We start from the raw sequence: 26,695 nt of genomic DNA on the forward strand, positions 1-26,695 counted from the left end.
TGACGTCCAGGGCAGTGAGGGCTGGCATGGGCTTTCACCGTGCTTGTGCACATGCCCGGAGAGGCAGCCATGCCAGTGCTGGTATCCCTCTGCGCGAGCAGGGCCAGGACGTCGCGTGCACCTCGCGGGTCGCGCTCAGCAGGTCCGCGTCCGCCCCCGGCGCCCGCGATCTCCGGCTCTGAGCACACCGCGTCCGGAGCCGACCGGTGAACGCCCTGATTACCGCCCTCAGCCGCGTACCGTCGGCAGGAGCGTACGTGATCGTGAGCATGGCGGTCCTGGCCGAGGCGGTCCTGCTCATCGATGCCTTCGTTCCCTCCTGACCCTGCTCCTCACGGCAGGCGCACTGGCCCGTACAGGGCGGCTCGGCCTTCGCCGCTGATCGCGACCGCCGCAGGCGCGGTGGTCGCGGGTGACTTCCTCGGCCACCGCGCCGGCCGCGCGCTCGGCCCGCCTGCGTACCGGCCGTCCGGGCCGCCCTCGAAGCAGGCACCGGATACGCGGCCACCGCATTCCTCCAGCACGCCCTCGCCCTCGGCGGCCCGGCCCTCGCCGCGGCCGCAGCCGCCCTGACGGCCGTCCTGGGAGGGGCGAAGCTGCGCCACCGCGGCAGGACCCGGATGCCGTCATCAGCCTCGCGCCGGTAGCGGGCCGGGCCTTCCTTCAGCTGACCGAGGGCCTGGCGGCCCCTCTCGATCGTTTGGGTGGACGCTGTTGGACGTCCTCTGTCGCACGACGTCGATCCGCGGGCAGGAAGGACGTCACAGCCCGATCCCCATGGTCCGACAGCATGCTCCGGACGGCTGACGCTCAACGGCCTCAGGCCAGGGGAGCCAGGGCGCGCACGCAGTCGGGGCAGCCGTGGCGAAGACGGCTCCCGGACAGCCAGGGGGCTTCAGGTCCTTCGGGCTGGTCCGCCACGCGCTCCATGTCGGCTGTGGGCCTGCCGCAGACGGTCATGTCACCGGGAGCTCCTGGGAGGTCGGAGGCGGGAAGTGCGGCATGGACCGCTACGGATGCCGTGGTCTCGTTTGGAAGGGCGCCTTCAAGTGCTTCTCTACGCAGCTCTCGCAGCACAACGATGCTCATGGGGTCACCCTCTGCGCCGCATCTCGCTGCCGCATGCCGAGGCCAGGCATTCGGCGGTAGGCGAAGCGGCCACGATCCTTCCCGGGGGACCGGTCGCAGGGGAGGGAGACGGGGTAGCGAATGCAGTCCAGGTGGAGCCCGTCGACGGCGTGGTCGTTCATCAGCTCCTGGAAGACGGAGGCGATGAACTGTCGGGCCGCCGGGATGGCGGGGTCGACGAAGTAGTGGCCCTTTTCCTGTGAGGAGGGGCGTGGTGCTCCGGCTCCCACGTCCTCGCGTTCCACGGCGGCCCATTCGGGGTGGGCCCTGAGGATCGGGCCGGGGCCCGGGTTCTCGGCGGTGTCCGAGCCTACGAAGAAGGTATGCGTCCAGGCGTGGGGTTCCAGGCCTCGGGCGTGCGCGGTGTCGATCCACACCTTGAGTGGGTCGAAGCCCTTCATGCCGGGGCGCTGGTCCTCGATGCCGGCCGACCTGGCCGCCTTGGACGGGTAGATGGTGTAGCCCTGCCAGACCGTCTCCAGGAAGACGATGTTGAAGCCCGCCTTCTTGATGCGGTCCACGGTCGCGGCGATCGCCTCGGGCGTGGTTTCCGTCGCCTCTCCAATCCCACCGCCGCACCCGTCAGGGTCCATCTCGGCTTCCCCGAAGCCGTTTCGGCGACACGAGTCCGACTCGACGAGACCCCCTGAGCGAGTCAGACGGCAAAGTCGACCAGGACATCGCCATGCGTCCCTTCGAGCTGCTCAGGCTGCGCTTGCGCTGATTTCCGGACGGCTTCCTGCCGCGAAGCGAAGGACGGGCCCGATCGCCCCGATCGGGTCAGTCTGCGTTCTCGAGGATTCCGGGGCCCTGGCCGCCAAGAGGCCGCAGACCGACGGTGAGCACCGCCTGCTGCCGTACAACCGGAAGAACTCCGGCGAGCCGGACATGGAAAGGCCGAGCGAGGAGGAACTCGAGTGGCGTCGGCAGCCAACCGACCCCTGAGAGCACACCCGAAGGACCGTCCCGTAAACGATCTTCAAGACAGATGCCTGTCGATGGACGCCCAGACCTCCTCCCGTGGCCGATCGCCCACGCTGTCGCCGTCCCTCACCGAGCCTCGACCTGTGTGAAGACGGGGTCTACACTCCGCGATCATGATCGATCTCACCGATGCGGCCACTGATCCGCGTCTCTTCGACATCATGTCCACCATGCGTGCCATGCGCCGCATCAAACCTGATCCGGTTTCCGAGGACCTCGTCGAGCAGCTCGTCCAGGCTGCGGTCTGGGGGCCCAGCGGCGGCAACATGCAGCGCTTCGAGTACGTGGTCGTCACCGACCGGGACGTCATGGCCCGCCTGGCTCCCCTGTGGAGGCGCTGTGTCGACGCCTACCTCGCCACCACGGGCGCGCTGGCCCCGGCGGGGATGGACGAGACCGCCTACGGCCGGATGGTCGCTGCGATCGAGTACCAGCGCGACCACTTCGCCGACACCCCCGTGCTTGTCATCCCCTGCTATCAGTTCCCTGCCCCGCGTGTGACCGAGGAGGGCTACCTCGCGTCCGCGGCGGCTCTCGGCCCGGCGGCGACCCAGCGGATGATGGAAACGCAGGAACGCTTCATGGCTCTCGCGGAAGGATCGTGCGTCTACCCCGGCGTCCAGAACCTCCTGCTGGCCGCCCGCGGCCTCGGCCTCGCCGCGAACATCACCATCTGGCACCTGATGCTGGAGGAGGAGTGGAAGCAGGCCCTCGGCATACCCGAGGACATGCGCACCTTCGCCGCGATACCTGTCGGCTGGCCCATGGGGAACTTCGGGCCGGTGCGCCGGCGCCCGGTCTCCGAGGTCGTTCACCGCGACCGCTGGTAGGTCTGAAGGACGCACGGGCCGGTTCACCCGTGGGGAGGGTGCCGGAGCGGCGGTCGACGGCGTCCGAAGTCCAGGAACGCGGGCCTTCCGACGGCGGGCCGGCCCGCCGTCGGAAGGGCGCGATCAGGCGATGGCGTCGAAGGAGGGCAGGTAGCCGTACTGCTGGCCCTTGGTGTTGGGGTGGTAGCTCTCGTCGACGGGGATGCGCGTGCTGTGGAGCCACGCGTCGCCCGAGCAGATCTCGTGGCCGCTGAACGCGCCGCGTACGTCGATGAACCGGAACCCGGCTGCGGCCGCCCTCTGGCTGATGACGCTGTTCAGGGTGTCGGCGGCATCGTCCAGGGCCTTGCGCTTGGTGTCACCGATGCCGACGACGCAGCTGCCGAGCTTGTAGAGCCGCGGGTAGCCGAGCACCATGACGCGCGCCTGCGGCGAGCGCGACCTGATGCTCGAGTACAACTGGTCGAGCTGGCCCGGCAGCTGGTTCCGGGCCTTGGACGTGCCTTCGTCGACCGCGTTGATGCATGCCTGATCCGACTGCAGCACGCAGACGCTCATGATGTCGGCGAATCCGATGTCGTTGCCGCCGGAGCTCACGCTGACCAGGGTCGTCGAGCTGGCGAGGCTTCCGAGCTGGCTGTTCCTGACGGTCGTGCTGGTCGCTCCCGAGCAGGCCACGAAGCTGAACGAGGAGGGGGCGTTCGCCGCGCTCCACAGCGCCGGGTAGGAGCGGGAACTGCGCTTGCAGCTGCCGCTGTCGGAAAGGTAGTAACCCGCCCCGACCCCGGAGGAGTAGGAGTCGCCCAGCGCGACGTAGCGTTCCCCCACGGCCTGCGCCGAGCCGGCGCCGACCAGCAGCGCGGCGGCCGTGGCCAGCATGGTGAGGGAAGCGGACAACCTGCGGAATCTGCGCACTGCGTGCCTCCATGGGCGGAGTGGTGGTCCGGGACGGCCCGTCCGTCCCGTGACGTCGGCCGCGGACGGCGAACGGAGGTGCGTCCTCCGGCGTCGCTGGTGGCATCGATGAGCCCTGCGGCCGACGCGGCTGAGCCGAGCGACCGCACAGTAACGTAATCGATTACGTTCGGGGAGAGGGTGCGCACTCTTTCGCATGCACGGTCAACTGCTGTGAGAATTGTGCTCCTTGAGTCCATGTGAGAAGCCTGCGTCGTTCGTGTGGAACGGCGGGCGAGGTCGGCTGGGGTTCTGGCGGCCGGATGCGGGTCCGGTGGGAGCACCGCGGTGAATCGTCGGCGGCCGAAGGGCTGCGCGCGGTTCCAGTGGCTCGACACCGCTACGGTCGGTCGGCATGACGGTTGACGTGGTTGCCTGCCGTCCGATCACTCGGGCGCGCGGCGCCGGTGAGGTGCCTGACGGGCTTGATGCGTAATCGATTGCGTAAAGATCATTTACGAAGTCCTCCTGTCGGGCTCTCGGCAGAAAGGCCAGCTCAAGGGGGGTGTGAATCCTCACAGGCGAGGGAACTCGTGAGAGTTCTCGGAGGCTTGGCAATCGACTTTCTCGCTCAAGGTATTGACACTCGATCATCTGTGCTGTGTGGTTTGGCGACCGCTTGGTCGGAGCGGAACTCGGCGCAAGGAGCGACCTCATGGCGATGCGTGATCGCACTTCTCTGATCAGACGCTGCGTGCTCGGTGGAGCGGCTCTGTCCCTCACCGCTGTGACCGCCTGCGGCGGCGGGGGAGGTGACAGCGGCGACGCGGCGAACGCGGCGTGCGAGCCTGCCGCCGGCAAGGTCACCCTGGACTACTGGTCCTGGGTGCCCGGCATGCAGAAGGCCGTCGACGTCTGGAACAGCGAGAACCCGGACATCCAGGTCAAGTTGAAGGCCGTCCCGTCGGGCAACGCCGGCACCTACCAGAACCTCTCCAACGCCCTCAAGGCCGGCAAGGCCCCCGACCTCGGCCAGGTCGAGTACGACTCCCTGGCGAGCTTCCGCCTCAAGGAGGGCCTGACGGACATCTCCTCCTGCCCCGGAGTCAAGGAAGCGGGCGGCAAGTTCGTCGACTGGACCTGGTCGCAGGTGGAGTTCGGCGCCGACGGCAAGGACGGCACGTGGGCGATCCCTCAGGACACGGGCCCCATGGCCCTGTTCTACCGCAAGGACATCTACGACAAGCTGGGCATGAAGGCGCCCGTCACCTGGGACGAGTACGCGGAGCAGGCCCGCAGGCTCAAGGAGGAGGGCAAGTTCATCACCCACTTCTCCCAGACCGATCCGAACTGGTTCACCGGCCTGCTGTGGCAGAACAGGGCCACCATGTTCGAGCGCGACGGCGATTCCTGGAAGGTCACCGTCGACCGTCCCGAGAGCCGGAAGGTCGGCGACTACTGGCAGAAGATGATCGACGACAAGCTGGTCGCCACCGACCTGCAGGGCTTCTCGCCGGCGTTGTACAAGGCCTGGAACAGCGGTGAGGTCGTCACCTGGGTCAGCGCCGCCTGGGGCTACAGCACGATCCGCGACAACGCCAAGTCCACCGCGGGCAGATGGTCGGTCGCCCCCATGCCGCAGTGGAAGGCGGGCGACCGTCGGGCGGGCAACTGGGGCGGTTCCACCACGACGGTGATGGCCGGTGCCGAGCACCCGGCCGAGGCGGCCAAGTTTGCCCTGTGGCTGAACACCGATTCCAAGGCCCTGGAGATCCTCAACCGGGAGGGCGGCCTCTATCCGGCGGCCAAGACGGGTCTGGAAATGCCCGCGCTGCAGCAACCGGTGGACTTCTACGGCAAGCAGAAGATATTTGACGTCTTCGCGCAGGCATCCGCCCAGGTCGACACCGGCTTCACCTGGGGACCGACGATGACGGACACCTACCGCTTCCTCAGCGACGGTACGGCGAACACCCTCGCCGGCAAGACCACCCTCGGTGACGTGCTCAAGGACACCGGCGCCCGAAGCGCCGACTCCCTCCGCAAGCAGTCGCTCGACGTCACCGAGTGACCTGCCCCCCTCCTGCCCTCCCCGCCGCCTCCCGGCGGCGGGGGACAGCACCTCGAAGGTTGTTCGTGACATCCACCACCGCACCGGCGCGCAGCCGTCCACGCCGGACCCTCGCCCCCTACGCCTTCCTCACGCCCTTCCTCATCCCGTTCGCTCTGTTCACCCTCGTCCCCGTCGGCTACGCCTTCTGGCAGAGCCTGCACAAGACCGCCCGCACCGGCGGCACCTTCGGCAGGACCCGGACGGTCTTCGCCGGGCTGGAACAGTACGGGCGAGTACTGGGGGAGGGCTACTTCGCCGACAGCCTGCTGCGCGTCCTCGGCTTCGCACTCGTGCAGATCCCCGTGATGCTGCTGCTGGCCCTTGTCCTCGCCCTCCTCCTCGACTCGGCGGTCGCCCGCGCCAAGAGGTTCTTCCGGCTCGTGTACTTCGTCCCGTACGGCATTCCCGGCGTCGTGGCCGCCCTGATGTGGGCGTTCCTGTACGACCCGCGGCTCTCACCCGTGGTGGACCTCCTGCGATCGACCGGCATCCACGCCGACCTGCTCGGTCCGGACGCCATCCTGTGGTCCATCGCCAACGTCGTCACCTGGACGTACACCGGCTACAACATGCTGATCATCTACGCCGCCCTCCAGGCCGTGCCGCCCGACATAGCGGAAGCCGCCCGGATGGACGGGGCGAGCGGCTGGACCATCGCCCTGCGCGTCAAGATCCCCATCATCCGCCCGGCCCTCGTCCTGACCGGGGTGTTCTCCATCATCGGAAGCTTCCAGCTCTTCACCGAACCGCAAGTCCTCAGAAACATCTCCACGAGCGTGACCAGCACCTACACACCGAACATCGCGGCTTACTCGCTCGCCTCCGGCGACGGCTACAGTGAGGCCGCCGCCCTGTCCGTGATCCTTGCGGTGGTCACGTTCATTCTGTCGTTCGCGTTTCTGCGCTTCACCACACGGAGGCAGGGATGAGTCTCCTGACCCGAACCGAGGGGGCCCATAACCCGACCGCCATGGCACGCCGACGGCGGAGCACCGGCGTCGGTCCGGTCGCCGCCCTCACGTTCATGGCCGTGGTCGCCTGCTACATGCTCATGCCGGTCTACTGGCTCTTCGTCTCGTCCACCAAGAGCCAGGGTGACCTCGTCACCACCCCCGGATTCCTCACGGCCGAATGGAACCTGGGCGACAACCTCTCCTCGCTCTTCGCCCAACAGGACGGCATCTACCTCCGCTGGCTCCTCAACAGCCTGCTGTACGCGGGCGCGGGGGCCGCCGTCGCCACCCTGCTGGCCGCCGCTGCCGGTTACGCGCTCGCCAAGTACGCCTTCCGCGGACGCGAAGCCGTCTTTTCCGTCGTCCTGGGCGGCGTCCTCGTTCCGGCCACCGCGCTCGCCCTGCCGCTGTTCCTGATGTTCGCCGAACTCGACGCCACCAACACGTTCTGGGCGGTGTTCCTGCCCAGCGTCGTCAGTCCGTTCGGCGTGTACCTCTCCCGCATCTTCGCCGCCGCGTCCGTCCCGGACGAGGTGATCGAGGCCGCGCGCATCGACGGGGCGGGCGAGTTCCGCATCTTCCGGACCATGGCGCTTCGCCTCATGGCGCCCGCCCTGGTGACCGTCTTCCTGTTCCAGTTCGTCGCCATCTGGAACAACTTCCTGCTGCCCCTGATCATGCTTCAGGACGAGCGCCTCTACCCCGTCACCCTCGGCCTGTTCACCTGGCAGACGCAGACGAGCCGCCTGCCCGAACTGCAGACCCTGACCATCGTGGGCGCCCTGGTCTCCGTCGTACCCATCGTGCTGACCTTCCTCCTCCTGCAGCGCCACTGGCGTGCGGGACTCGCCGCTGGAGCAGTGAAATCGTGAACCACCCCGCCCACCCCCTCACCGGCGTGACCCGCGCCCTGGGCGGAATCGCCTACGGCGGCGACTACAACCCGGAACAGTGGCCCCGGGAGGTATGGCAGGAGGACGTACGTCTCATGCGCGAGGCGGGCGTCAACCTCGTCACCCTCGGCGTCTTCTCCTGGTCCCGCCTCGAGCCACGCCCCGGCGTCTACGACTGGAGGCTCCTCGACGAAGTGCTCGACCTGCTGTGCGAGTACGGCATCGCGGTGGACCTGGCCACCGCCACCGCCGCCCCGCCCCCGTGGTTCACCCGGCGGCACCCCGAAGCCCGCCCCGTCACCGTCTCGGGCACTCGCCTCGCCCATGGCAGCCGACAGGTCTTCTGCCCCAGCAGCCCCGCTTACGCCCAGGCCGCAGACGCCCTCGTCACAGCGATGGCGACCCGCTACGCAGGACACCCCGCCCTCGTCATGTGGCACGTCCACAACGAATGGGGCAACCACAACGCCCTGTGCTACTGCGACACCAGTGCGGAGGCCTTCCGCACCTGGCTGCAGGAGCGGTACAAGACCCTCGACACGCTCAACGAGACCTGGGGCACGGACTTCTGGAGCCAGCGCTACGGCGACTGGACCGAGATCGACCCGCCCCGTGACACCACTGCGTTCCGCAACCCCGGACAGGAACTCGACTACCGCCGCTACTCCTCCGACGCGTTGCTCGCCCGCCACCACGCCGAGACCGCCATCCTGCACGGAATCGCCCCCCGCCTACCGGTCACCACCAACGTGATGGGCACCCTGGAGAAGAAGGTCGACGCACACGCCTTCGCCGCCGCATGCGACCTGGTCTCCGTCGACCACTACCTCCCGGCCGCCGACCCGGACGGCCACATCGACCTCGCGCTCAACGCCGACCTCGCCCGCGGCATGGCCGGCGGCAAGCCCTGGATGCTCATGGAGCACTCGACCTCCGCTGTCAACTGGCAGCCGGTCAACGTCGCCAAGCAACCCGGCGAAACCCGCCGCAACAGCCTCACCCATCTCGCCCGCGGCGCGGACGCGGTGATGTTCTTCCAATGGCGCCAGTCTCGCGCCGGCGCCGAGAAGTGGCACTCCGCGATGCTCCCGCACGCCGGTCCCGAAGGCCGCGTCTGGAACGAGGTCAAGGCGCTCGGCGCCGAACTCGCCGCCCTGGGCGAAGTGACCGGCAGCCGTGTCCGCAGCGACGTGGCCTTGCTGTTCGACTGGCACACCTGGTGGGCGCTGGAACTCCAGGCCCGCCCCTCGGAACACATGCGCTACCTGGACGCGGTCCGGGACTGGTACGAAGCACTGTGGACCCTGAACATCACCTGCGACCTCGTCCCGCCCGGCGCCGACCTGACCGGCTACCGCGCCGTCATCGCCCCCAACCTGTACCTGATCTCCGACTCCGCCGCCGACAACCTCACCCGCTACGTGGACCAGGGCGGTCACCTCGCCGTCGGCTGCTTCAGCGGCGTCGTCGACGAGTACGACCGCGTCCGCCTCGGCGGACACCCCGGGGCGCTGCGCGAGCTCCTCGGCCTCGTCATCGACGAGTACCTGCCACTGCGCCCGCAGGACCACGTCCTGCTCGACGACGGCTCCCGCGTACGCCAGTGGACGGAACGCGTCGAGCCCCGCGGCTGCACCACCGTCAGAAGCTTCGCCGACACCGCCGACGGCGGTCCGGCCCGCGGCGGCCCCGCCGTCACCCGGCACACCTTCGGCCGGGGCACCGCCTGGTACACGGCCTGCCGCCTGCCGGCCGCGGCCCTGCGCGAAGTGATCCGCGTCTTCTGCGCCGATGCCGGCTCCCTCCCCGTGGTCGAAGGCCCGGCCGGGCTGGAGGCGGTACGCCGCACCGGCGGGGATCACACGTACCTCTTCCTGATCAACCACACGCAAGGCCCGATGAGGGTCGCCGTCACAGGGGCGGGCCTCGCCGGAGCCGAGGTCACCGACGGCCGGGCGTACGTACCGCCCGGCGGCGTCGTCGTCGTCCGCGAGGACCCCACGACCGCCTCGTCCTGACCGTTGCACCCGGAGAACACATGTGAGAGGAACACCCTCCGTGAAGAACAAGCAGACGCTGCCGGTTCCGCCGGCGCAGATCGACGAGGCGAGCGGCACCATCCTGCTGCGCACCGCCCGCACTGCCTACGCGCTGCGGGTGGACCGGGCCGCCGGATCCGTGCTCCACCTTCACTGGGGCGCCGTGCTCCCGCATGCCGACGCGATCGCGCTGCCGCTGTGGTCCGAGCACGAGAACAGTTTCGCCGGCCGCTGGGACGGAGTGGAGGAGTACCCGGTCGACGGCGGAGCACGCTTCGGGACGCCCGCCCTCGAGGTCCGGTTCGCCGACGGCTCCAGTCCCCTGGAACCCACCGTCCGCGAGATGATTCTGGAGGCGGACGACCACGTCGTCATCCGCCTCCGAGACCGCAACCGGCCACTGGCATGGGACCTGCACTACCGCGTCCCCGCCGACAGCGACGTACTGGAACGCTGGACGGAGTTCCACCACAACGGTACCGCCGCCGACGGTGACATCCTGCTCCTGCGGTACGCGTCGGCGCACTGGCCACTGCCACCCCGCCCGGCCTGGCGAATCGGCTCCGTCCACGGCGGCTGGTCCCGCGAAGGCCGCCTCCACAGGTCCGGGCTGCCGGTGGGTGAGACGGTGCTGGGCAGCCGGCGCGGACACACAGGCCACCACGCCAACCCCTGGGCGACCCTCGACGCCCAGGACGCGAGCGAGGAGCACGGCGAGGTCTGGGCCGTCGCACTCGCCGCGAGCGGCAGCTGGCGCCTCACCGCCCAGCGCACCGCGTCCGGCCGAACCGGCATCGTGGCCGGCGAAGGACACGAAGGCATCGAACTGCGGCTCGCCCCCGGTGGCACCCACCGCACCGCGCTCAGCCTCGGGCTGTATACCGACCGCGGCTTCGGGGGCGCCTCCCGCACCTTCCACCACTACCTGCGCACCTACGTGCTGCCCCACCCGCAAGAACTGCGTCCCGTTCTCTACAACTCCTGGGAGGCGACGTCGTTCGCTGTGAACGAGGACAACCAGATCACCCTCGCGAAACGTGCCGCCGCCCTCGGCGTCGAGCTGTTCGTCCTCGACGACGGCTGGTTCCGCGGCCGCGACGACGACCGGGCCGGCCTCGGCGACTGGACCCCCCACCCCCACCGCTTTCCCAGAGGGCTGCGCCCGCTCGCCGACGAGGTCCACAGCCTAGGCATGGCCTTCGGCCTGTGGGTGGAACCCGAGATGGTCAACACCGACAGCGACCTCTACCGCCGACACCCCGACTGGGTCCTGCACCTGCCCGATCGCACCGCGACGGAACTGCGCAACCAACTGGTCCTGGACTTCTCCCGCCCGGAGGTCACCGGCTGGGCCCTCACATGGCTGCGCGAGCTCGTCGCCGACAACTCGGTCGACTTCCTCAAGTGGGACTTCAACCGGTCCTTCAGCGAAGCCGGCGTGCCCGGCCCCGCCCCCGACGCCAGGCGCGTCCACGTAGAACACGCCCGAGGCGTCCACCACGTACTCGACCACCTGCGCGCCGAGTTCCCGCAACTACGCATCGAAGCATGTGCGGGCGGCGGAGGACGTGTCGACCCTGCCACCCTCGCGCGCACCGATCAGGCGTGGGCCTCGGACAACACGGACGCAGTGGATCGCCTGACCATCCAGCACGGCTTCAGCCAGATGTACCCGGCGGGTGTCATGTCCGCATGGGTGACCGACAGCCCCAACCCGCTGACCGGCCGGACGGTCCCCATGCCCTTCCGGTTCCACAGTGCCATGGCGGGCGTACTCGGAATCGGAGGAGATCTCACCCGCTGGACCGAAGCCGAACTTGCCGAGGCCGGCCGGCTCGTCGAGGTCCACAAGGACATCCGTCCCGTCGTACAGCAGGGGGAGCAGTTCCGCCTCCTGGCTCCGGGCGACGGGCCGCTGACGGCCGTGCAGTATCTCGACGCGCCCGGCGAACGCGTGGTCCTGCTGATCTGGCGGCCCGGAACGGCCTTCGGGCCGCCGCACCCGCCGCTGCGCTTGCGAGGGCTGGAACAGGAAGGCAGGTACCGCGATGAGGAGACGGGACGGGAGTGGTCCGGGGCCACTCTGACCGGGTTCGGTCTCCCGCTTCCCGATCTTCCCCCGGGTGACTGCGCCAGCGCTCTGGTACGGCTGCGTCGTGTCGACGGCCGGGAACGGAGCACCTGACAGCCCTCCGGAGAAGTGGAACCGGTATCGGCGGGCGGGACCCCTCGGACCTCGGGCGCGAGCGCCTCCACGGCGCAACCGCACGTGACATAGGGTGGCTGCAGAAGGGAGGGTGCGCTGTGCGCGAACGAGTCACCATGGCGGATGTCGCTCGTGCGGCCGGAGTGTCGTCCGCGACGGTCTCCTACGTGCTCTCCGGCAAGCGACAAGTCGCCCCCGAGACCCGGGCTGCGGTCGAGGCGGCCATCGCCGAACTGGACTTCACCCTCAACACCACGGCGCGCAGCCTGCGGACGGGGCGGTCCAGCCTGGTTGCGCTGATCGTTCCCGACATCGCCAACCCCTTCTACGCGCAGCTCGCGGCCACGTTGCAGGAAGAACTGCGAGGGCGCGGACTGCACGTCGTCGTCTGCAACACGCGCGCGCGCCGGGACGAGGAGCAGGCGCTCCTGGCGGAGGCCGTGCAGCAGCGGTTCGCCGGCGTCGTCATCACTCCCTTTCGGCTCAAACCGCGTGATTTCGAGCCCCTGGTCGAGGCAGGCCTGCCCGTCGTTGTCAGCGCAGATGTCTCCTTCGGCCCGATCGACCAGGTGACGCCCGATGCCCGCGCGGCAACACGATCCGCACTGGAGCAGGTGGCGGCGGCACAACGACGACGCATAGCCATGATCGCGGGGCCCCGGGACGCCACGGGCGGCGACCCCCGCCTGGAACAGCTCAGAGGTCTGGCGCTCCAGCTCGGCATGGCGCTTCCCCACGAACTGGTCGTCCGGGGCGAGCACACGAGAGAAGCCGGAGCGACTGGCTTCGCCGACCTCATGAGCCGCCGCTACCGGCCTGACGCCGTCTTCTGCGGCAACGACGTGATCGCTGTCGGAGCCATGGAGAAAGCGCACGAACTAGGCTTCGACATACCCCAGGACGTGGCTCTGATCGGCCACGACGACGCTTCCTTCGCTTCCTTGGTACGACCACGACTGACCACTATCCGCTACCCGGCGGACCAGGTCGCGCGTGCTGCCGCCCGACTGCTCGCAGAACGCCTGGACGGCCGCAAGGTTCACAAGTCCGTCCACGTCAAAGCCGAGTTCGTCGCACGCTCTTCAGTCTGACGCAGACGATGCCGGCTGGCCGGGACCGCCGGTGAACGAGAAGGCCGGCCGGACGGTGTCCTGTGGCGATCCGATCGCCTTCGCGCATGCACGGACCGTCGATACCCTCCTCGTTCGCACCATCCTGGTTCCCTCACTGATTCCTAATGCCGTCTGTCAAGCCGCGAGGGCGGTCGGCGGTGTCGTGGTCGAAGGGGCCGATGTCCCAGGTGCCCATGCCTCTCCTCACACGGCTGTCCGGGGATCGTCGCACTGGCCACTCACAATCAGGCCACGAGGCAGGTGGCACCCGCTTGCGCAGGAGCTTGAGGCCGGCGCGTCCGTCTCCGTTGTGCCTTCGCTGCTGCGCCTCCGGGCCAGGCCGGGCGGCGCTTGGGCGCCCGCCGGTGGAAGCGGTCGGGCGATGAACCAGAAAGCTGCGCTACCGGGTGGCCGACCATCCGGCTCGGGTCAGTGCGGCCGTGCCGTCAAGGGTGAGGGTGACGCGGGCGCCGTGTACCCCGCGCACCTGCACGGGAACACGGCCGGGTCGTGCGAACCGGGGACGCTGGTATCCGTCGGACATGACGGCCGCGGAGGCCGGCTTTGGGCGCCGTCGGGACAACCTTTCCCGACGGCGAAGTCGCGTGTTGACGGGCGGTTAGCCGCCATGGCGGATTGCCGCCTGCCCGGCCCCTTACGCGGAAGGGGTGGTTCCCGTTTTGATCATCTGCATGACATCGATACCCAGACGCCGGTCGGCGCTGGCCGCGACCGCCATCGCAGTCGCGGTCAGCAGCGGACTGCTGCTCCCTCAGCCCTCAGCGGTGGCCGTAACCCCGGCAGCACCGCAGGAGCAAACACATGCCGACGCAGAGTCGTATGACATGACCCTTATTACCGGTGACGTCGTGCACTACCGGGAACTGCCCGGCGGTGAGGACGCCGTGACCGTCGACCGCCCTGACGGTGCGACAGGCGGGGTGCACATTCAGCGCTATGGACAGGACACCTACGTCCTGCCGTCCGAGGTACTGCCGCTGCTGGCAGCAGATCGTCTGGACGTACGCCTGTTCAACGTCACCGGGCTGGCCGCGATGCAGCTGGACGACGCGCATGCGAAGGCCATCCCGGTCATCGCCTCCGCGCCGAGGTCCCGTTCGGCACAACCGCCCGCCACACCGCGGGGTGCCGCGAAGGTCCGCACGCTTCAGTCGATCGACGCCACGGCGCTGAAGACGGACAAGCTCCAGGCTCGCGCCTTCTGGAACGCCATCACGCCCGCGGCGGGCAACGCACGGTCTCTCGACGGAGGAATCGGCAAGCTCTGGCTGGACGGCCGGGTGATGGCCGACCTCAGCGAGTCGGTGCCGCAGACCGGTGCTCCCATCGCGTGGGCCCAGGGTTTCGACGGTACGGGTACCACGGTCGCCGTCCTGGACAGCGGCATCGACCCCAACCATCCGGACGTCAAGGACCGGATCGTGGGCACGAAGAGTTTCATACCCGGAGAGGAGGTGACCGACCGGCACGGGCACGGCACCCATGTCGCCTCCACCGTCCTCGGCTCCGGTGCGGCCTCGGGCGGAGTCAACAAGGGCGTGGCTCCTGGCGCCGACCTGCTGGTGGGCAAGGTCCTCTCGGACGGCGGCTACGGCTCCGAGTCGGGCATCGTCGAGGGCATGGAGTGGGCCAAGGCGCAAGGCGCCGACGTCGTCTCGATGAGCCTGGGCACGCAGATCGGCGACGACGGCAACACCCCGGAGGCCCTGGCGCTCAACGCCCTGTCGGCCGATGGCGGGCCGCTCTTCGTGGTCGCCGCAGGAAACCTCTCCTCACCCGGCGCGATCGGTTCTCCGGGCTCTGCGGCCGCAGCCCTGACGGTGGCCGCGGTCGACAAGTCCGACCGACGTGCTTCCTTCTCCAGCCAGGGACCTCTGACGGGGTCCTACTCCCTGAAGCCGGACATCTCCGCGCCCGGTGTGGCGATCAACGCCGCCGCATCGCAGGCGGTTCCGGACTGGGCGGGCGGCATGTACCGCTCGATGAACGGTACTTCGATGGCCACCCCGCACGTGGCGGGCGCCGCGGCCATCCTCAAGCAGCGTCACCCCGACTGGGACGGCCAGCGCATGAAGAACGCGCTGATGTCCACGTCGAAGAAGCTCGACGCCTACCGCCCGTACGCCATGGGCACGGGTCGGCTCGACGTCGCCAATGCAGTGGAGACAACGATCGAGGCGACCGGCTCGGTCGCGGCCGCGGTCTACAAGTGGCCCCACGCAGGGGCCGCGGCCGCTGAGCGCACCATCACGTACCGCAACACCGGCTCTACCGCGATCACCCTGAACCTGGCCCTGGACACGCAAGACGCGGCCTACTCCCTTGACGCCTCCTCCGTCACCGTCCCGGCCGGCGGTGCCGCCGACGTCAGGCTGACGCTCGACCCGACCACCGTTCCGGCGGACACGGTCTTCTCCGGCCAGGTCATCGCCACCGACGCGGCCACCGCAGCGGTCGCCGCCCACACGGGCTTCGCCCTCACCAAAGAACGCGAACTGTACGACGTCACCCTTGAGCTCAAGGACCGGGGTGGCAACCCGGTAGCCGGAACCGTCTCCCTGACGTACGACGGCAACCGCGCCCCGGTCCAGGTGCCTGTCGACGGCCGACGCACCCTGCGGCTGCCCAAGGGCACCTACATGGCCTGGACCTATCTGAACGTCGCCGGCGACCGCTCCGACTCACTGGGAGTGGCGTTCCTCGCCGAGCCCGAGGCAGTGGTGACCGGACCGACGACAGTCACCCTCGACGCGAGCAAGACACACGAGGCGAGCGTCAAGGCGCCGAAGGAGACCGAGGTCTCCCAGACCGTCCTCGACTTCCACAGGATGTTCCCGAGCGGCACGGGCACCGGCGGTGTGGGCTTCGACAGCCAGTTCGTGATGTTGCCCTACTACGACACGGTGTACCTCGGATCCACTGATCCGGTCTCCAGCGGCGAATTCAGTTTCATGACGCGCTGGCGCCTGCGTGAGGAGTTGCTCGACGCGGAGACCGCGAGCGGCCACGAGGTGGAGCTGACCAGCCAGAGCGGCACCCGATTCCAGGACGGCCAGAGCCGGTTGGCGACCGTCTACGTCGGCAGGGGCGCGGTCGAGGACTACGCCGGGCTCGACGTCCGAGGCAAGGCCGTCATCGCGGACCGCAGCGACGAGGTCGGCGCCGCGACCCGCGGCCGCAACGCGGCCGCGGCAGGAGCAGCGATGATCATCAGTGTCAACGACGCCCGTGGCCGGCTCTACGAGGGTTATGGCAACCAGGAGATCACCGCGGCCTCCGTCCCCGCCGAGGACGGTGCGCGGCTGATCGTCGAGGCCAAGAGCGGCCATGGGGTCCTGAAGGTGAAGCAGAAGCGCTTCCCGGACTACCTCTTCGATCTGTCGCGGGTCTACAAGAACGCGATTCCCGGCACCGCCCTGGACTACCGGCCTGACGAGGACGACCTCGCCAAAGTCACCAGCCGCTACCACGGCCACAAGGACGCACTCGGCGGCGGCATCCGCGTCTACGTCCCCGTCCGCGAGATGGGCCGGGGACGCGGCGTGGGACTCACCGAGTACGAGAAGTATCCCGCTGTACGCACCGAATACGTCTCACAGCCGTACGGTGACAGCTTCTGGTACGAGAACCACCAGATCGGCGTCGGCGAGACGCCCGGCCTCGAGCAGCGCGGCGGCAAGGACCGCTTCCAGGCGGACCGCGCCTACACCAGCGACTGGTTCGCCCCCGTGCAGCATCCCCGCTTCGGCCCCGGTTTCGTCAGCACGATGACGGACAGCCGAGGCATCCAGGTCAACGTCCCGATGTGGTCGGACTCGGGCCCGGGACACTCGGGCTCGATGCCCGGCAACGAGTACGAAGCCGGCACCATCGCGCTCTACGACGGCGACCGCCTGATCAAGCAGGCTCCCGGCCGCGCGTTCTCGGCCGTCCTGCCGCGCGAGACCAAGCCCTACCGTGTCGTGGCACAGGCATCCCGCGACGGCGAACTCTGGCAGACCTCCACCAAGGTCTCCACCGAGTACGGCTTCACCTACCACCCGAACGCCGAGGACGACTACGCCCAGCACGGCCTGAAGCTGCTGAACCTCTCCTTCGACGTTCCCGTCGACCTGCGGGGTAACGCACCCGCGGGACGTACGCTGACCCTCGGGCTGGGCGCGGAGACACAGAGCTGGTTCGAAGGTGAGCAGTTCAAGGGTGACACCGCCACGTTGTCGGCGTCCTACGACGACGGCACGAGCTGGCAGCGGATCCCGCTGAAGAAGGGGGCGGACGGCCGCTGGACGGCTCGCTTCACCACACCGGACCGGCCCGGAGCCTTCGTCTCCTTGCGGGCCTCCGCTGAGGGGGTGGACGGGTTGACCGTCAAGCAGGAAGTGATCCGTGCCTTCGCACTGAAGTGACCGTCCCTGAGAACGGTTCTGGACACCCCCGCACCGTGGCGCGTACGCTCCCAGCGCTCGGCTGTCCTCCGCCGGAGCACACTGGGCGGCTGGGACCTGTCCGGGCGATCACGTGCGGAGCCAGGTGACGAGAGCTGCGGCGGTGACCGTTCCAAGGAAGACGTAGCCGCGCTTGTCGTAGCGGGTTGCGACTGCTCGGGCATGCTTGGGCTTGTCGACGGCTCGTTCGACGGTGTGGGGCTTCCTGTAGCGGTCTTCGTCGGAGCCTGGTGGCCGTCCGCCTTGCAAGTCTTGGCGTAGGCGGGCGGCCTGACCGTCGGCTTTCTCCGGGATGGTGGGTCGGATGCCGCGGCGTCGCAGGTACTCGCGGCAGTGCCCGACCGGCTACAGCGTGAAGGTCTCCGCGGGGTCCGAGCTCAAGGAAACCGCCAAGGGCAAGCAATATCCTCCCCACCCCAGCTCCGCCCCGCCAGCCGAGGGCGAGAGCGTCGCCTCCGATGTGACGCAGGGCCAGAAGGGCTCCCAGGCGGTGAACATCATCCGCGGCTGAACCGCCCGTCCCCCCCCCGTAACTCGCCCACCGTCCTGCATCACACATCGTGTACGGTGGGGTCACCGACGCGGGGTGGAGCAGCTCGGTAGCTCGCTGGGCTCATAACCCAGAGGTCGCAGGTTCAAATCCTGTCCCCGCTACGAAAGACAGGGGCTCGGCATCAGCCGGGCCCCTGTCGCGTACCCCGCCCCGAGCGACAAGCCAGTCGCAGCACAGGTCCGTGAACACGCGTCGCCAGGTGGCCCGGTTCGACGCCGACCCGCATGCCGTGATCTACGAGCTGGTCGCTGCGGTCGAGCCGGACTGTTGCCCGAGACCGTTCAGCAGGCGATCCAGCGTGCCGCCCCCTCGAAGGCGGCAGTTGTGCGTCTGGCCCAGGCGCTGGAAGGCGGTCTGCTGATCTCAGGCCCGGCCTCGGTGGAGTGTTCATCGGCATTCTGCAGGAGCTCGGGGCCGTCAACGTCGTCCGGCCTGCGGTTGTGCGCCTCATGTGGCAGCAGCAACAAGACGAAAGGCTGGGCTTGCGCGACCTGCGGCAACAACGCCACTCCGCGCCACGGCTCGATCGCACGGGCCGCGAGGCATGCCGCTCGTGTTTCAAGGCCGAATGCACCGAGGACCCGACCAGTGACCTGCTGCAGTTCCTGGCCGGTCGCCCGCTGGGAGTGAGAGAGGACACTCTGCGGGCGGTCATCGCCGAGGTGACAGAAGGCAAGCTCACCATCACGCGGTTTCTGCACTGGGACGTGCAGAACCTGCCCTGCTCACCGGCCACGCCCACCACTGTTCACCGCGGACTTCAGCGCGGCCGCGCTGACGACCTGGCTCGCCACCCACGCCCCTTCCCGCCCCTGACCCTCCGGCAGAACCGCATCCGCTCCTCTGCGAACACCGCAGCGCCCGGACTCCAGCGGGCGCTGCGGCCCCGTGCACTGAGCGACCGGCCACGCCTGCGTCCACGACTTCTGGAGCGCACCCCCACCTTCGACGGTGAACCCACATGACCTTTCCGCTCGACACGACGGGCCCCGACCCGGCCGTCATCGTCCTCATCGGCCCGGCCGGCTCGGCCAAGAGCACCTTCACCTCCACCCGGATCCCCGCCCAGGTCCTCGGCCTCGACCACTACCGAGCCCTCGCTCGGACCAGTCCCCTGTCAAGTCCGGCTCGTTGAAGTCAGGAGGGCGGGGACACGGGCGTCCCTGCCCTTTCGTCTTGGCGATGAGGGCCCGGGAGGCGGTGAGCAGGACGGTGTCGAGGGCGTGGATGCCGGCCGGTGCAGGGTGAGGCCGTGCGGGGCACGCCGGGCGGCGGGTTCTGGGCACGGGTGACGTAGGGGCGGAGGATATCCAGGTTGGCGATCGGGCCCTGGCCGCCGAAGGCTCCGCTGGTGAAGGCGGCTTTGGTGCGGTTGGCCGCGTCGACGAAGCGGATGCCCTCTTCGCGGGTGGTGTGGGTCTGCAGGGCGCGTTCCAGGCCCATCCTGCGTGCAACGTCTCGTCCGGCACCGCGCAGGTCCACGGTCTGCCGGCCCTCCCGCGGGGCGGCAGAACGCTCGACGAGGTGAGCCTGCATCCCTTGCCGTCCGAGCCAGTGGGCCAGGGCCGGACCGGCGATGCCGGCTTCCGCGGTCAGCACGTTCCGGGGTGTCGTGATGCTCCCTCTGGGCTTCCTCGTCTTCCCTCGCATCGGGCGGCGGCCCTGGTGGGCGCTCCGTTCGGGCCGGTCGGGGCTCAGACGGTGAGATGCAGCTTGGTGCCGGAGTCGTCGGCAGGCGTCTCGGGGGTGGTGCCGTGCTGCTCTTCTTCGGTGCGGCCCTTCTTGGGCAGCAGGAAGGTGATCGCGAGGAAGACCACCAGCAGGCACGCCTGGACGATCAGCGCGCGGTGGAAGTCGCCGGTGAAGTCGCCGGTCTTGGCCTGGGCGAAGAACACCGAGCCGAAGACCGCGACGCCGATGGAGCCGCCGACCGCCTGGACCGCCGACAGGACACCGGAGGCGGATCCGATCTCGTCGTCGACCGCGGCCAGGATGAAGCTGAACAGAGCGGCGATCACCATGCCGGCGCCGACGCCCGCCACCGTCGCGCCGGGGACGATGTCCCAGATCGCGAACGAGGCGGAGTCGAGGCCGTCGAGCTCGAACCACAGCACGGCCGCGCCGGCCAGCTGGACCAGCGGTCCGATCTGGAGCACCTTGCGGCCGATCTTGTCGGCGAGGAACGCGCCACTGATGGCGCCGCCGATCGCGGTTCCCACCGCGAGGGGCAGGTTGCCCAGTCCCGCGTCACCGGCGGTGAAGTGCTGGCCGATTCACGGTGCACGGCCCGTATCCGTGCGGCGAGGCGGGCGTCGGCCGCCGGCCGGGCAGCCCGGTCCGCGGCGGTGCGGCACCGGTAGTAGAAGCTGGAGCGGGCGATGCCGAGGACGGTGCACAGCCGCTTCACGCCGTAGCGGCGCTGGTGGTCGGCGACGAACTGGAAGCGGTTCACCAGCGCGTCTCCCCGGCGAAATACTTCGCCGCCTTCCGCAGGATCTCGCGTTCCTCCTCCAGCTCGCGGACCTTCTTGCGCAGAGCCGCGTTCTCCGCCTCCAGTGGCGTGGGCGGCTCGGCGGGCGCCTCCGCCCGGCGGCCCCGGGGCCGGCTCGCGCCGGCTGCCCGGACCCAGTTCCGCAACGTCTCCGGGTTGCCCCCCGGATCAGCGGCGACCGACCTGATCGTCGCGCCGGGCCGCGACTCGTACAACGCGACCGCGTCCGCCTTGAACTCCGGCTGACAGTGCTTCATGACCACGGGACATCCGTTCTCCTGGACTCAAGATCCAAGTGCCTCGGGTGTCCAAGATCCGGGGTCAAGCCCCAAGGCTTGAAAGAGACCGCATCAGGATCCCACCAACGGCTCCACCGCATCCACAGAACTAACGAGAAGATCAGCAAGGACCGTCCCGTAACTCCGGAGACTGTTCACCGGTGTCCGCTTCGACCTGAACGGCAGGAATCTTCAAGGGCTGGGGAAGTCGGTGTCTGTGACGGTGGCCCACCGCCTGAGGGGGCCCGCCACCGGTGGGGCCAGTTCGGGCTTCGCCGTGTCGTTCAGCTGTCGCCGTCCGTCGCGCCGGTGCGCAGGTCGAGGGTCCAGTTCTGGCCGACAAGATCCTGGCCGTAGCTGTGGTGGCGCTCCTCGTCGGCGAGGGTGAAGCCGAAACTCCGGTAGATCTTGCGCGCCGCCGTGAGCACGTCGTTGGTCCATAGCGTTACCTGCTCATAACCCGCTTCACGGGCGAAGGCGAGGCACCTCTCCACCAGGTGCGTCCCGAGGCGAAGACCTCTGCCCTCCGGGGTGACGAGCAGAATCCGCAGCTTGGCCACTTCCGGCCGGTCGCCCGCGACGAGGAAGACGCAGCCCACGCGTCGGCCGTTGACCTCGGCAACCCAGCCCGCCTCTCGTGCCGGATCGCGCTTGGTTCCGTAGTCGGCGACGATATTGGCGACCAGGACCTCGAAGTCGGTGTTCCAGCCGAACTGCTGGTCGTATGCCTCGCCGTGGGCCATCACCACCCATCCCAGGTCGCCGGGACGGTCGGCGCGGCGTATGACGACTTGCTTCTGATCTTGCTGATACATGCGCTGCTCTCCCGGCCCCGCGATCGAAACACGCCACTGAAACAGTTGTTTCAGTTAGGCTAGCTGCATGCCTCAGAAAGCGCCAACCCCCTCCGCCCGGCAGGCCGAGCTGCTGGAGGCGGCCTACCAGTACGCCCTCGCCCACGGCCTGGCCGACCTGTCACTGCGCCCGCTGGCTGATGCCATCGGCTCCAGCCCACGGGTCCTGCTCTTCCTCTTCGAAAGCAAAGACGGCCTGCTTCGGGCGCTGCTGGCGCGCGCCCGCGCTGACGAGCTGGCGCTCCTGGACCGTGCTCGGCAGCCCGAAAGTCCCGCCGGACTCGTGTCCGCCGTCGAACGGCTCTGGACGTGGCTCGCCGCGACGGAGCATCGGCCGCTGCTGCGGCTATGGGCCGAGGCGTACACTCGCTCCCTCGTCCAGCCCGACGGGGCCTGGGCGGGGTTCGCCCGGGCGACGGTGGAGGACTGGCTCGGCGTCCTGGCCGGCTTCCAGCAGCCGCCCGAGCGCGACAGCGAGGACGGTGCCACCCGCCGGACCCTGGCCCTGGCAGTCCTGCGAGGCGCCCTGCTCGACCTCCTCGCCACCGACGACGATGCGCGGCTCACCGTGGCCGTCGAGCACCAGCTCGCCCTGCTGCATGGTGGCACCACAGGCGGCTGACGCGTGACCCCCGCAACGCCGGGCTCGTCCTCCTCCAGCTCCGGCAGGTCCGCGGCGCGGCCTCAACGGGATGCCGGTCAAGCAGATCGAAACGGACACCGGCAAACAGTCTGCGGAGTCGGCTCTGTCGTTGACTGCCACCCGGACGGCGCAGGTCCGTGACACGAGCCGGTGATCCGGTCTCGGTCCCCACCATTTCCGGACGGACCGTCAGGATGGAGGCGATGCCGTACGGAGCCTTGAGCCGTGACGAGATCCGTGGCGGTCGTGCGGCGATGCTGACCGCCGTGGGAGCGGTCTTGGGGTATGGGTGGACTTCCTGGGAGGGCCGGACGCCTGATCGGTCTTCCGTTCCGCATGGGCCGACCGGGGCCGATGTCCGCGCGACTGAGAGGAGTCGGGATTCATGCGATGCGACGTGGTCGTCATCGGTGCCGGAGCAGCCGGCCTGTCACTGGCCTGGCGTCTCCTCGTCCCCCCGTCCGGCGCACCGGTCCCAGAGGTCGTCCTGGTCGACGCGCCCCCGGGCCCTCTGCGCCCGCCTCCCCGGACCTGGTGCTACTGGGAGAGCGGCCCCGGCCCGTACGACGCCTGGCTGACGTCCTCGTGGCGCCGCGTGAGACTGCACGAGGCCGGCGGGCGTTCCTTCCACCGCGACCTGGGAGAGCTGCGCTACAAGATGCTGACCTCGGAGTCCTTCTCCCGGGGGCTGCGACCGGTTTTGCGCGGGCTGCGCCGGCTCGAGGCCACCGCCGACGCCGTCGACGACCGACCCGACGGCGCCACCGTCACTTGCCGGCCCGCTGACGGTGGCGCCTTCCACGTCCACGCCCGCTGGGTCTTCGACACCCGCCCCCCGAGCCCGGAGCCGGACGCCCGCGTTCGTCTCCTCCAACACTTCAAGGGCTGGTTCCTGCGCACCGAACGGCCCGCCTTCGTGCCGGACGCCGTCGACCTCATGGACTTCCGTACGCCGCAACCCCCGCACGGTCTCTCCTTCGGCTACGTGCTGCCGCTCTCCCGGCACGAAGCCCTCGTCGAGTACACGGAGTTCGGCCGGGAAGCCCTCTTCGACGAGGAGTACGACACAGCCCTGCGCCACTACACCGGGTCCGTCCTCGGCCTCGGCGACTTCGAGGTGCGTGCGGTGGAACAGGGGCGCATCCCGATGACGGACGCCCGTTTCCCCCGGCGGTCGGGGCTGAGCACCTTCCGGCTCGGGGGTGCCGGGGGAGCGGTGCGGCCCTCCACGGGATACGCCTTCGCCGCCATCCAGCGGCAAGCGCGCGCCGTGGCTGCCCTCGTGCACGCGGGCCGCGAGCCCCTCCCTCCCGCCGCCTACCCTCGGCGCGCCCTGACGATGGACGCGATCCTCCTCCGCGGCATCGACACCGGAAGGATCTCCGGGCCCGACTTCTTCACCCGCCTGTTCGACGAGGTCCCCGTCGACACGATCCTGCGGTTCCTCGACGGCGGGACGCGCCTGCCGGAGGAGTTCCGCATCGGCCTGCACACTCCCGTCCGCCCCATGCTCCGTACGGCCGCGGAGCTGTCCTTCCTCTCCCGCCGGCGCTGAACCGGCGACCCGTCAAGAGAGCGAGCCCACGCGATGCGCCCCTTCCTCCACGTCAGTGCCTCACGCGGCCGCGACCGCCGAGCGGTCGTCCTGCCCGCCCCGCCGGGCCTCCGCCGGGCGCGGCCCGGCCCACGGCCCTCGTGCGCCGTCGTCGGCGGCGGTATCGCCGGGATCGCGGCGGCTACGATCCTCGCCGAGCGCGGCGTCGACGTCACCCTCTACGAGCGGCAGCCCGCTCTGGGCGGCCGCCTGGCCGGCTGGCCGGACCGGCTGAACGACGGTTCGGCCGTGACGATGAGCCGCGGATTCCACGCCTTCTTCCGGCAGTACTACAACCTCCGCGGACTGCTGCGCCGGATCGACCCCTCCCTGGAGCGCCTGACCGGCCTGCCCGACTACCCGCTGCAGCACGGTTCCGGCCTCCACGACAGCTTCGCGCGCGTGCCGCGTACGCCTCCCTGGAGCGCCCTCGGCTTCGTCGCTCTCAGCCCGAGCTTCGGCTGGGGCGATCTCCGCCGGATGAACGCGCCGGCCGCGCTTCCTCTGCTCGACGTCCGCGTCGCCGACGTCTACCGGCGGTACGACGCCGTCAGCGCGCGCGACTTCCTCGACGACATCCGGTTCCCGCCGGCCGCGCAACACCTCGCCTTCGAGGTCTTCTCCCGCAGCTTCTTCGCCGACCCCGGGGACCTGTCCGCCGCGGAGCTCGTGCTGATGTTCCACATCTACTTCCTGGGCTCCTCCGAGGGCCTGCTCTTCGACGTGCCGAACGAGCCCTACCCCCAGGCATTGTGGAACCCTCTCGCGGCCTATCTGCGCAGCCACGGGGTTCGCATCCTGACCGACACCGCCGTCCGGGAGATCGTCCCGGCCCCCGACGGAGGGCACATGGTCTCCTCCACCGACGGTTCCCGGCACGCCGACGCCCTCGTGCTCGCCGCCGACACCGCTGGGCTCCAAGAGCTCGCCGCGGCGTCCCCGGCCCTGTGCGACGAGTCCTGGCGCGCCGGGGTGAGCGCGCTTCGCACCGCGCCGCCCTTCCTCGTGTCCCGACTGTGGCTCGACCGGCCGGTGCGCCCGGAACGCCCCGGCTTCCTCGGGACCAGCGGATACGGCCCCCTCGACAACATCAGCGTGCTCGACCGCTGGGAGGGGGAAGCCGCTCGCTGGGCCGCCCGCACCGGCGGCTCGGTCGTCGAACTACACGCCTACGCGGTCGACCGGTCGGCGGATCCCCGCACGCTGTCCCGCGAGCTGGTGGCCCAGCTGCGCCGCGCCTGGCCGGAGACCCGCGCCGCGGTCGTCGTCGACGAGCGGCACGAATTCCGTTCCGACTGCCCGCTCTTCGAAGTTGGCGCACATCGGAACCGTCCCACCGTCCACACCTCCGATCCGACGGTCACGGTCGCCGGAGACCTTGTCCGCACCGAGTACCCCGTGGCCCTCATGGAACGGGCGGCCACCACGGGGTTCCTCGCGGCCAACGCCCACCTCCGCCGGTGGGGCTTGCGCGGCCAGACGCTGTGGACCGTTCCCACCGAGGGGCGCTCGGCCGCGCTGCGGCTCCTCGCCCGCGTGGCCTCGGCATCCACGCCCTGAGGCACCGGCGCCTTGCGCACACACCGGGCGCCGCGGGCCCTGCCCTGCGGGCAGACGGCGCTACTCACTCTCCTGACCACCCCTTAGCCGGGGAACCGGCCCGTGCTCCGAAGCCGCCACCGGCGCTCCGCGTACGCCAGGTCGTCTCGCCACAGGCGCCCCGCCGCGGACCGCATCGCCGGCCGCAGCAGGGGCGCCATGGCCCTGACCGCTGCGAAGTGCGGCCGGTCGGACGTCGCCAGGACGGCCTCGACCACCGCGGTGCGAGGGTGCCCGGCTCCGGCGGGTGTCAACGGCGTGGCGTGCGTTTCGACCACGGAGCCGGCGCCCTCGCCTTCCGTGATCCGCATGGTGACGGTGCGGGGTTCCGGCGCCGTGAAGACAGCGGTCACCGGTACCACGGCGCGGCCCACCACCTTGAACGACACCCGCACGACCAGTGCGTCCTCGGCTTCCTCGTCGTCGTCCGACGGGGCGGAGAGCACCTCCAGGTCGACGAAGGAGTACGGGTGGAGCCACGCGCCGTGCCAGGGATCGAGCCGGTTGGCGACGACGTCTTCGGGCTCGCAGCGGCCGACACCCGTATAGACGGCGGCGATCGCCGCCCCGTCCGGCGGCCGGGGCGGCATCACCGGTCGCGCCGTCGGCTCCTCGCCCCCCACCCGGTCCAACCGCACCCAGACGAGGACGCCGTCGTCGTGCACCGGCCATGGCTCCCAGCCGGCGAAGGAAGAGCCGTCCAGAGCCAGGCCGTGCCAGCGGCAGATCAGGGTCCCGCATCGGACCGCACCGTCCTTCAGAGCGGCGCCGAGGTGCGGACAGACCCCGGAGCCCGCGCGCACCTCGCCCCGGGCGTCGCGCCAGAGCACCACCTCGGTGCCTCCCACGTTCCGCCCGGCGGGACGATCCGCCCGGATGTCCCCGCTCGCCCCCACGACGTACCAGTTGCCCGAGGGCCGGGACACCGCCCGCTTCAGACCGGCGGCGATCGCCGCCGGTCGGGCCTGCCGCCACGTGGCGCGCTGGCTCTCCCAGGACACCGCCTCGCGCCGAAAGCCCAGTGGCAGGCGACGACGCTCACGCCGCTCGTTTCGTTCCGTCACC

At 69.8% G+C, this 26,695-nt stretch carries 20 protein-coding genes, 1 tRNA gene and 2 pseudogenes; 15 read left to right on the forward strand and 8 right to left on the reverse strand.

The window, feature by feature from the left end:
• Positions 1-1,085 precede the first annotated feature (1,085 nt).
• Positions 1,086-1,721, reverse strand: coding sequence for a glycoside hydrolase family 10 protein (locus tag ACIQFX_RS33940; protein ID WP_402471232.1), 636 nt, complete (start codon positions 1,719-1,721; stop codon positions 1,086-1,088).
• Between the two features lie 504 nt (positions 1,722-2,225).
• Here ACIQFX_RS33940 and ACIQFX_RS33945 point away from each other — a divergent pair.
• A complete protein-coding gene (locus ACIQFX_RS33945; protein WP_402471234.1) occupies positions 2,226-2,942 on the forward strand; it encodes a nitroreductase family protein in 717 nt (238 codons plus the stop codon).
• A gap of 123 nt (positions 2,943-3,065) precedes the next feature.
• Here the strand turns inward: ACIQFX_RS33945 and ACIQFX_RS33950 are convergent, their stop codons facing one another.
• Positions 3,066-3,821, reverse strand: coding sequence for an SGNH/GDSL hydrolase family protein (locus ACIQFX_RS33950; protein WP_402471322.1), 756 nt, complete (start codon positions 3,819-3,821; stop codon positions 3,066-3,068).
• Positions 3,822-4,551: 730 nt separating this feature from the next.
• Here ACIQFX_RS33950 and ACIQFX_RS33955 point away from each other — a divergent pair.
• The 7 genes from ACIQFX_RS33955 (at position 4,552) to ACIQFX_RS33985 (ending at position 17,579) form a co-directional block, all read left to right on the forward strand.
• A complete protein-coding gene (locus tag ACIQFX_RS33955) occupies positions 4,552-5,907 on the forward strand; it encodes an ABC transporter substrate-binding protein (protein ID WP_402471235.1) in 1,356 nt (451 codons plus the stop codon).
• Between the two features lie 65 nt (positions 5,908-5,972).
• On the forward strand, positions 5,973-6,878 hold the full coding sequence (locus ACIQFX_RS33960; protein WP_402471238.1) for a carbohydrate ABC transporter permease: 906 nt from the start codon (positions 5,973-5,975) through the stop codon (positions 6,876-6,878).
• A gap of 41 nt (positions 6,879-6,919) precedes the next feature.
• On the forward strand, positions 6,920-7,774 hold the full coding sequence (locus ACIQFX_RS33965; RefSeq protein ID WP_402471241.1) for a carbohydrate ABC transporter permease: 855 nt from the start codon (positions 6,920-6,922) through the stop codon (positions 7,772-7,774).
• Positions 7,771-9,813, forward strand: coding sequence for a beta-galactosidase (locus ACIQFX_RS33970; RefSeq protein WP_402471244.1), 2,043 nt, complete (start codon positions 7,771-7,773; stop codon positions 9,811-9,813). The genes ACIQFX_RS33965 and ACIQFX_RS33970 overlap by 4 nt, the downstream gene beginning before the upstream one ends.
• 40 nt (positions 9,814-9,853) lie before the next feature.
• Positions 9,854-12,019, forward strand: coding sequence for an alpha-galactosidase (locus tag ACIQFX_RS33975; RefSeq protein ID WP_402471246.1), 2,166 nt, complete (start codon positions 9,854-9,856; stop codon positions 12,017-12,019).
• A 119-nt stretch (positions 12,020-12,138) separates the two neighbouring features.
• On the forward strand, positions 12,139-13,131 hold the full coding sequence (locus ACIQFX_RS33980; protein ID WP_402471248.1) for a LacI family DNA-binding transcriptional regulator: 993 nt from the start codon (positions 12,139-12,141) through the stop codon (positions 13,129-13,131).
• Between the two features lie 713 nt (positions 13,132-13,844).
• Positions 13,845-17,579 carry a S8 family serine peptidase gene (locus ACIQFX_RS33985; protein ID WP_402471251.1) on the forward strand — a complete coding sequence of 1,245 codons (3,735 nt, stop codon included), beginning with the start codon at positions 13,845-13,847 and terminating at the stop codon, positions 17,577-17,579.
• A gap of 108 nt (positions 17,580-17,687) precedes the next feature.
• Here the strand turns inward: ACIQFX_RS33985 and ACIQFX_RS33990 are convergent.
• Positions 17,688-17,948, reverse strand: a pseudogene (locus ACIQFX_RS33990) (IS5/IS1182 family transposase); the annotation flags it as partial.
• Between ACIQFX_RS33990 and ACIQFX_RS33995 the strand changes: the two are divergent.
• The 4 genes from ACIQFX_RS33995 to ACIQFX_RS34010 all read left to right on the forward strand — a co-directional run bounded on the left by ACIQFX_RS33995 (position 17,923) and on the right by ACIQFX_RS34010 (position 19,306).
• The gene (locus tag ACIQFX_RS33995) at positions 17,923-18,129 is read left to right on the forward strand and encodes a hypothetical protein (protein ID WP_402471254.1); all 207 of its coding nucleotides are present in this window, start codon (positions 17,923-17,925) and stop codon (positions 18,127-18,129) included. The pseudogene ACIQFX_RS33990 and the gene ACIQFX_RS33995 overlap by 26 nt on opposite strands.
• A gap of 69 nt (positions 18,130-18,198) precedes the next feature.
• Positions 18,199-18,272, forward strand: a tRNA-Met gene (locus tag ACIQFX_RS34000).
• A gap of 282 nt (positions 18,273-18,554) precedes the next feature.
• Positions 18,555-19,136 (forward strand): hypothetical protein, encoded by a 582-nt coding sequence (locus ACIQFX_RS34005; protein WP_402471257.1) that lies wholly within the window; start codon positions 18,555-18,557, stop codon positions 19,134-19,136.
• Entirely contained in the window at positions 19,133-19,306 is a 174-nt protein-coding gene (locus ACIQFX_RS34010) for a hypothetical protein (RefSeq protein ID WP_402471260.1), read from the forward strand. Before ACIQFX_RS34005 ends, ACIQFX_RS34010 begins: the two co-directional genes overlap by 4 nt.
• Before the next feature lie 2 nt (positions 19,307-19,308).
• Here ACIQFX_RS34010 and ACIQFX_RS34015 read toward each other — a convergent pair whose 3' ends face one another.
• The 4 genes and pseudogenes from ACIQFX_RS34015 to ACIQFX_RS34030 all read right to left on the reverse strand — a co-directional run bounded on the left by ACIQFX_RS34015 (position 19,309) and on the right by ACIQFX_RS34030 (position 21,755).
• Positions 19,309-19,770 carry a hypothetical protein gene (locus ACIQFX_RS34015; protein ID WP_402471263.1) on the reverse strand — a complete coding sequence of 154 codons (462 nt, stop codon included), beginning with the start codon at positions 19,768-19,770 and terminating at the stop codon, positions 19,309-19,311.
• A gap of 95 nt (positions 19,771-19,865) precedes the next feature.
• Positions 19,866-20,444 (reverse strand): annotated as a pseudogene (locus ACIQFX_RS34020) (MFS transporter); the annotation flags it as partial.
• A gap of 175 nt (positions 20,445-20,619) precedes the next feature.
• Positions 20,620-20,919: a transposase gene (locus tag ACIQFX_RS34025; protein ID WP_402471265.1), complete on the reverse strand. Its 300-nt coding sequence runs from the start codon at positions 20,917-20,919 to the stop codon at positions 20,620-20,622.
• A gap of 305 nt (positions 20,920-21,224) precedes the next feature.
• Positions 21,225-21,755: a GNAT family N-acetyltransferase gene (locus ACIQFX_RS34030; RefSeq protein WP_402471266.1), complete on the reverse strand. Its 531-nt coding sequence runs from the start codon at positions 21,753-21,755 to the stop codon at positions 21,225-21,227.
• Between the two features lie 67 nt (positions 21,756-21,822).
• On the opposite strand from ACIQFX_RS34030, the gene ACIQFX_RS34035 reads away from it, so the two are divergent.
• From ACIQFX_RS34035 to ACIQFX_RS34045, 3 genes are all read left to right on the forward strand, one after another.
• Complete coding sequence (locus ACIQFX_RS34035) at positions 21,823-22,416, forward strand: TetR/AcrR family transcriptional regulator (RefSeq protein WP_402471268.1); 594 nt, start codon at positions 21,823-21,825, stop codon at positions 22,414-22,416.
• 406 nt (positions 22,417-22,822) lie between these two features.
• A complete protein-coding gene (locus ACIQFX_RS34040; RefSeq protein ID WP_402471271.1) occupies positions 22,823-23,992 on the forward strand; it encodes a lycopene cyclase family protein in 1,170 nt (389 codons plus the stop codon).
• 33 nt (positions 23,993-24,025) lie between these two features.
• Positions 24,026-25,591 carry an FAD-dependent oxidoreductase gene (locus tag ACIQFX_RS34045; protein ID WP_402471273.1) on the forward strand — a complete coding sequence of 522 codons (1,566 nt, stop codon included), beginning with the start codon at positions 24,026-24,028 and terminating at the stop codon, positions 25,589-25,591.
• An 83-nt stretch (positions 25,592-25,674) separates the two neighbouring features.
• On the opposite strand, the gene ACIQFX_RS34050 is transcribed toward ACIQFX_RS34045, so the two are convergent.
• Positions 25,675-26,694, reverse strand: a complete 1,020-nt coding sequence (locus ACIQFX_RS34050; RefSeq protein ID WP_402471274.1) for a DUF5914 domain-containing protein — start codon at positions 26,692-26,694, stop codon at positions 25,675-25,677.
• Position 26,695: the final 1 nt, after the last annotated feature.

This window comes from Streptomyces sp. NPDC093089 (assembly GCF_044754405.1).
Classification (GTDB): domain Bacteria; phylum Actinomycetota; class Actinomycetes; order Streptomycetales; family Streptomycetaceae; genus Streptomyces.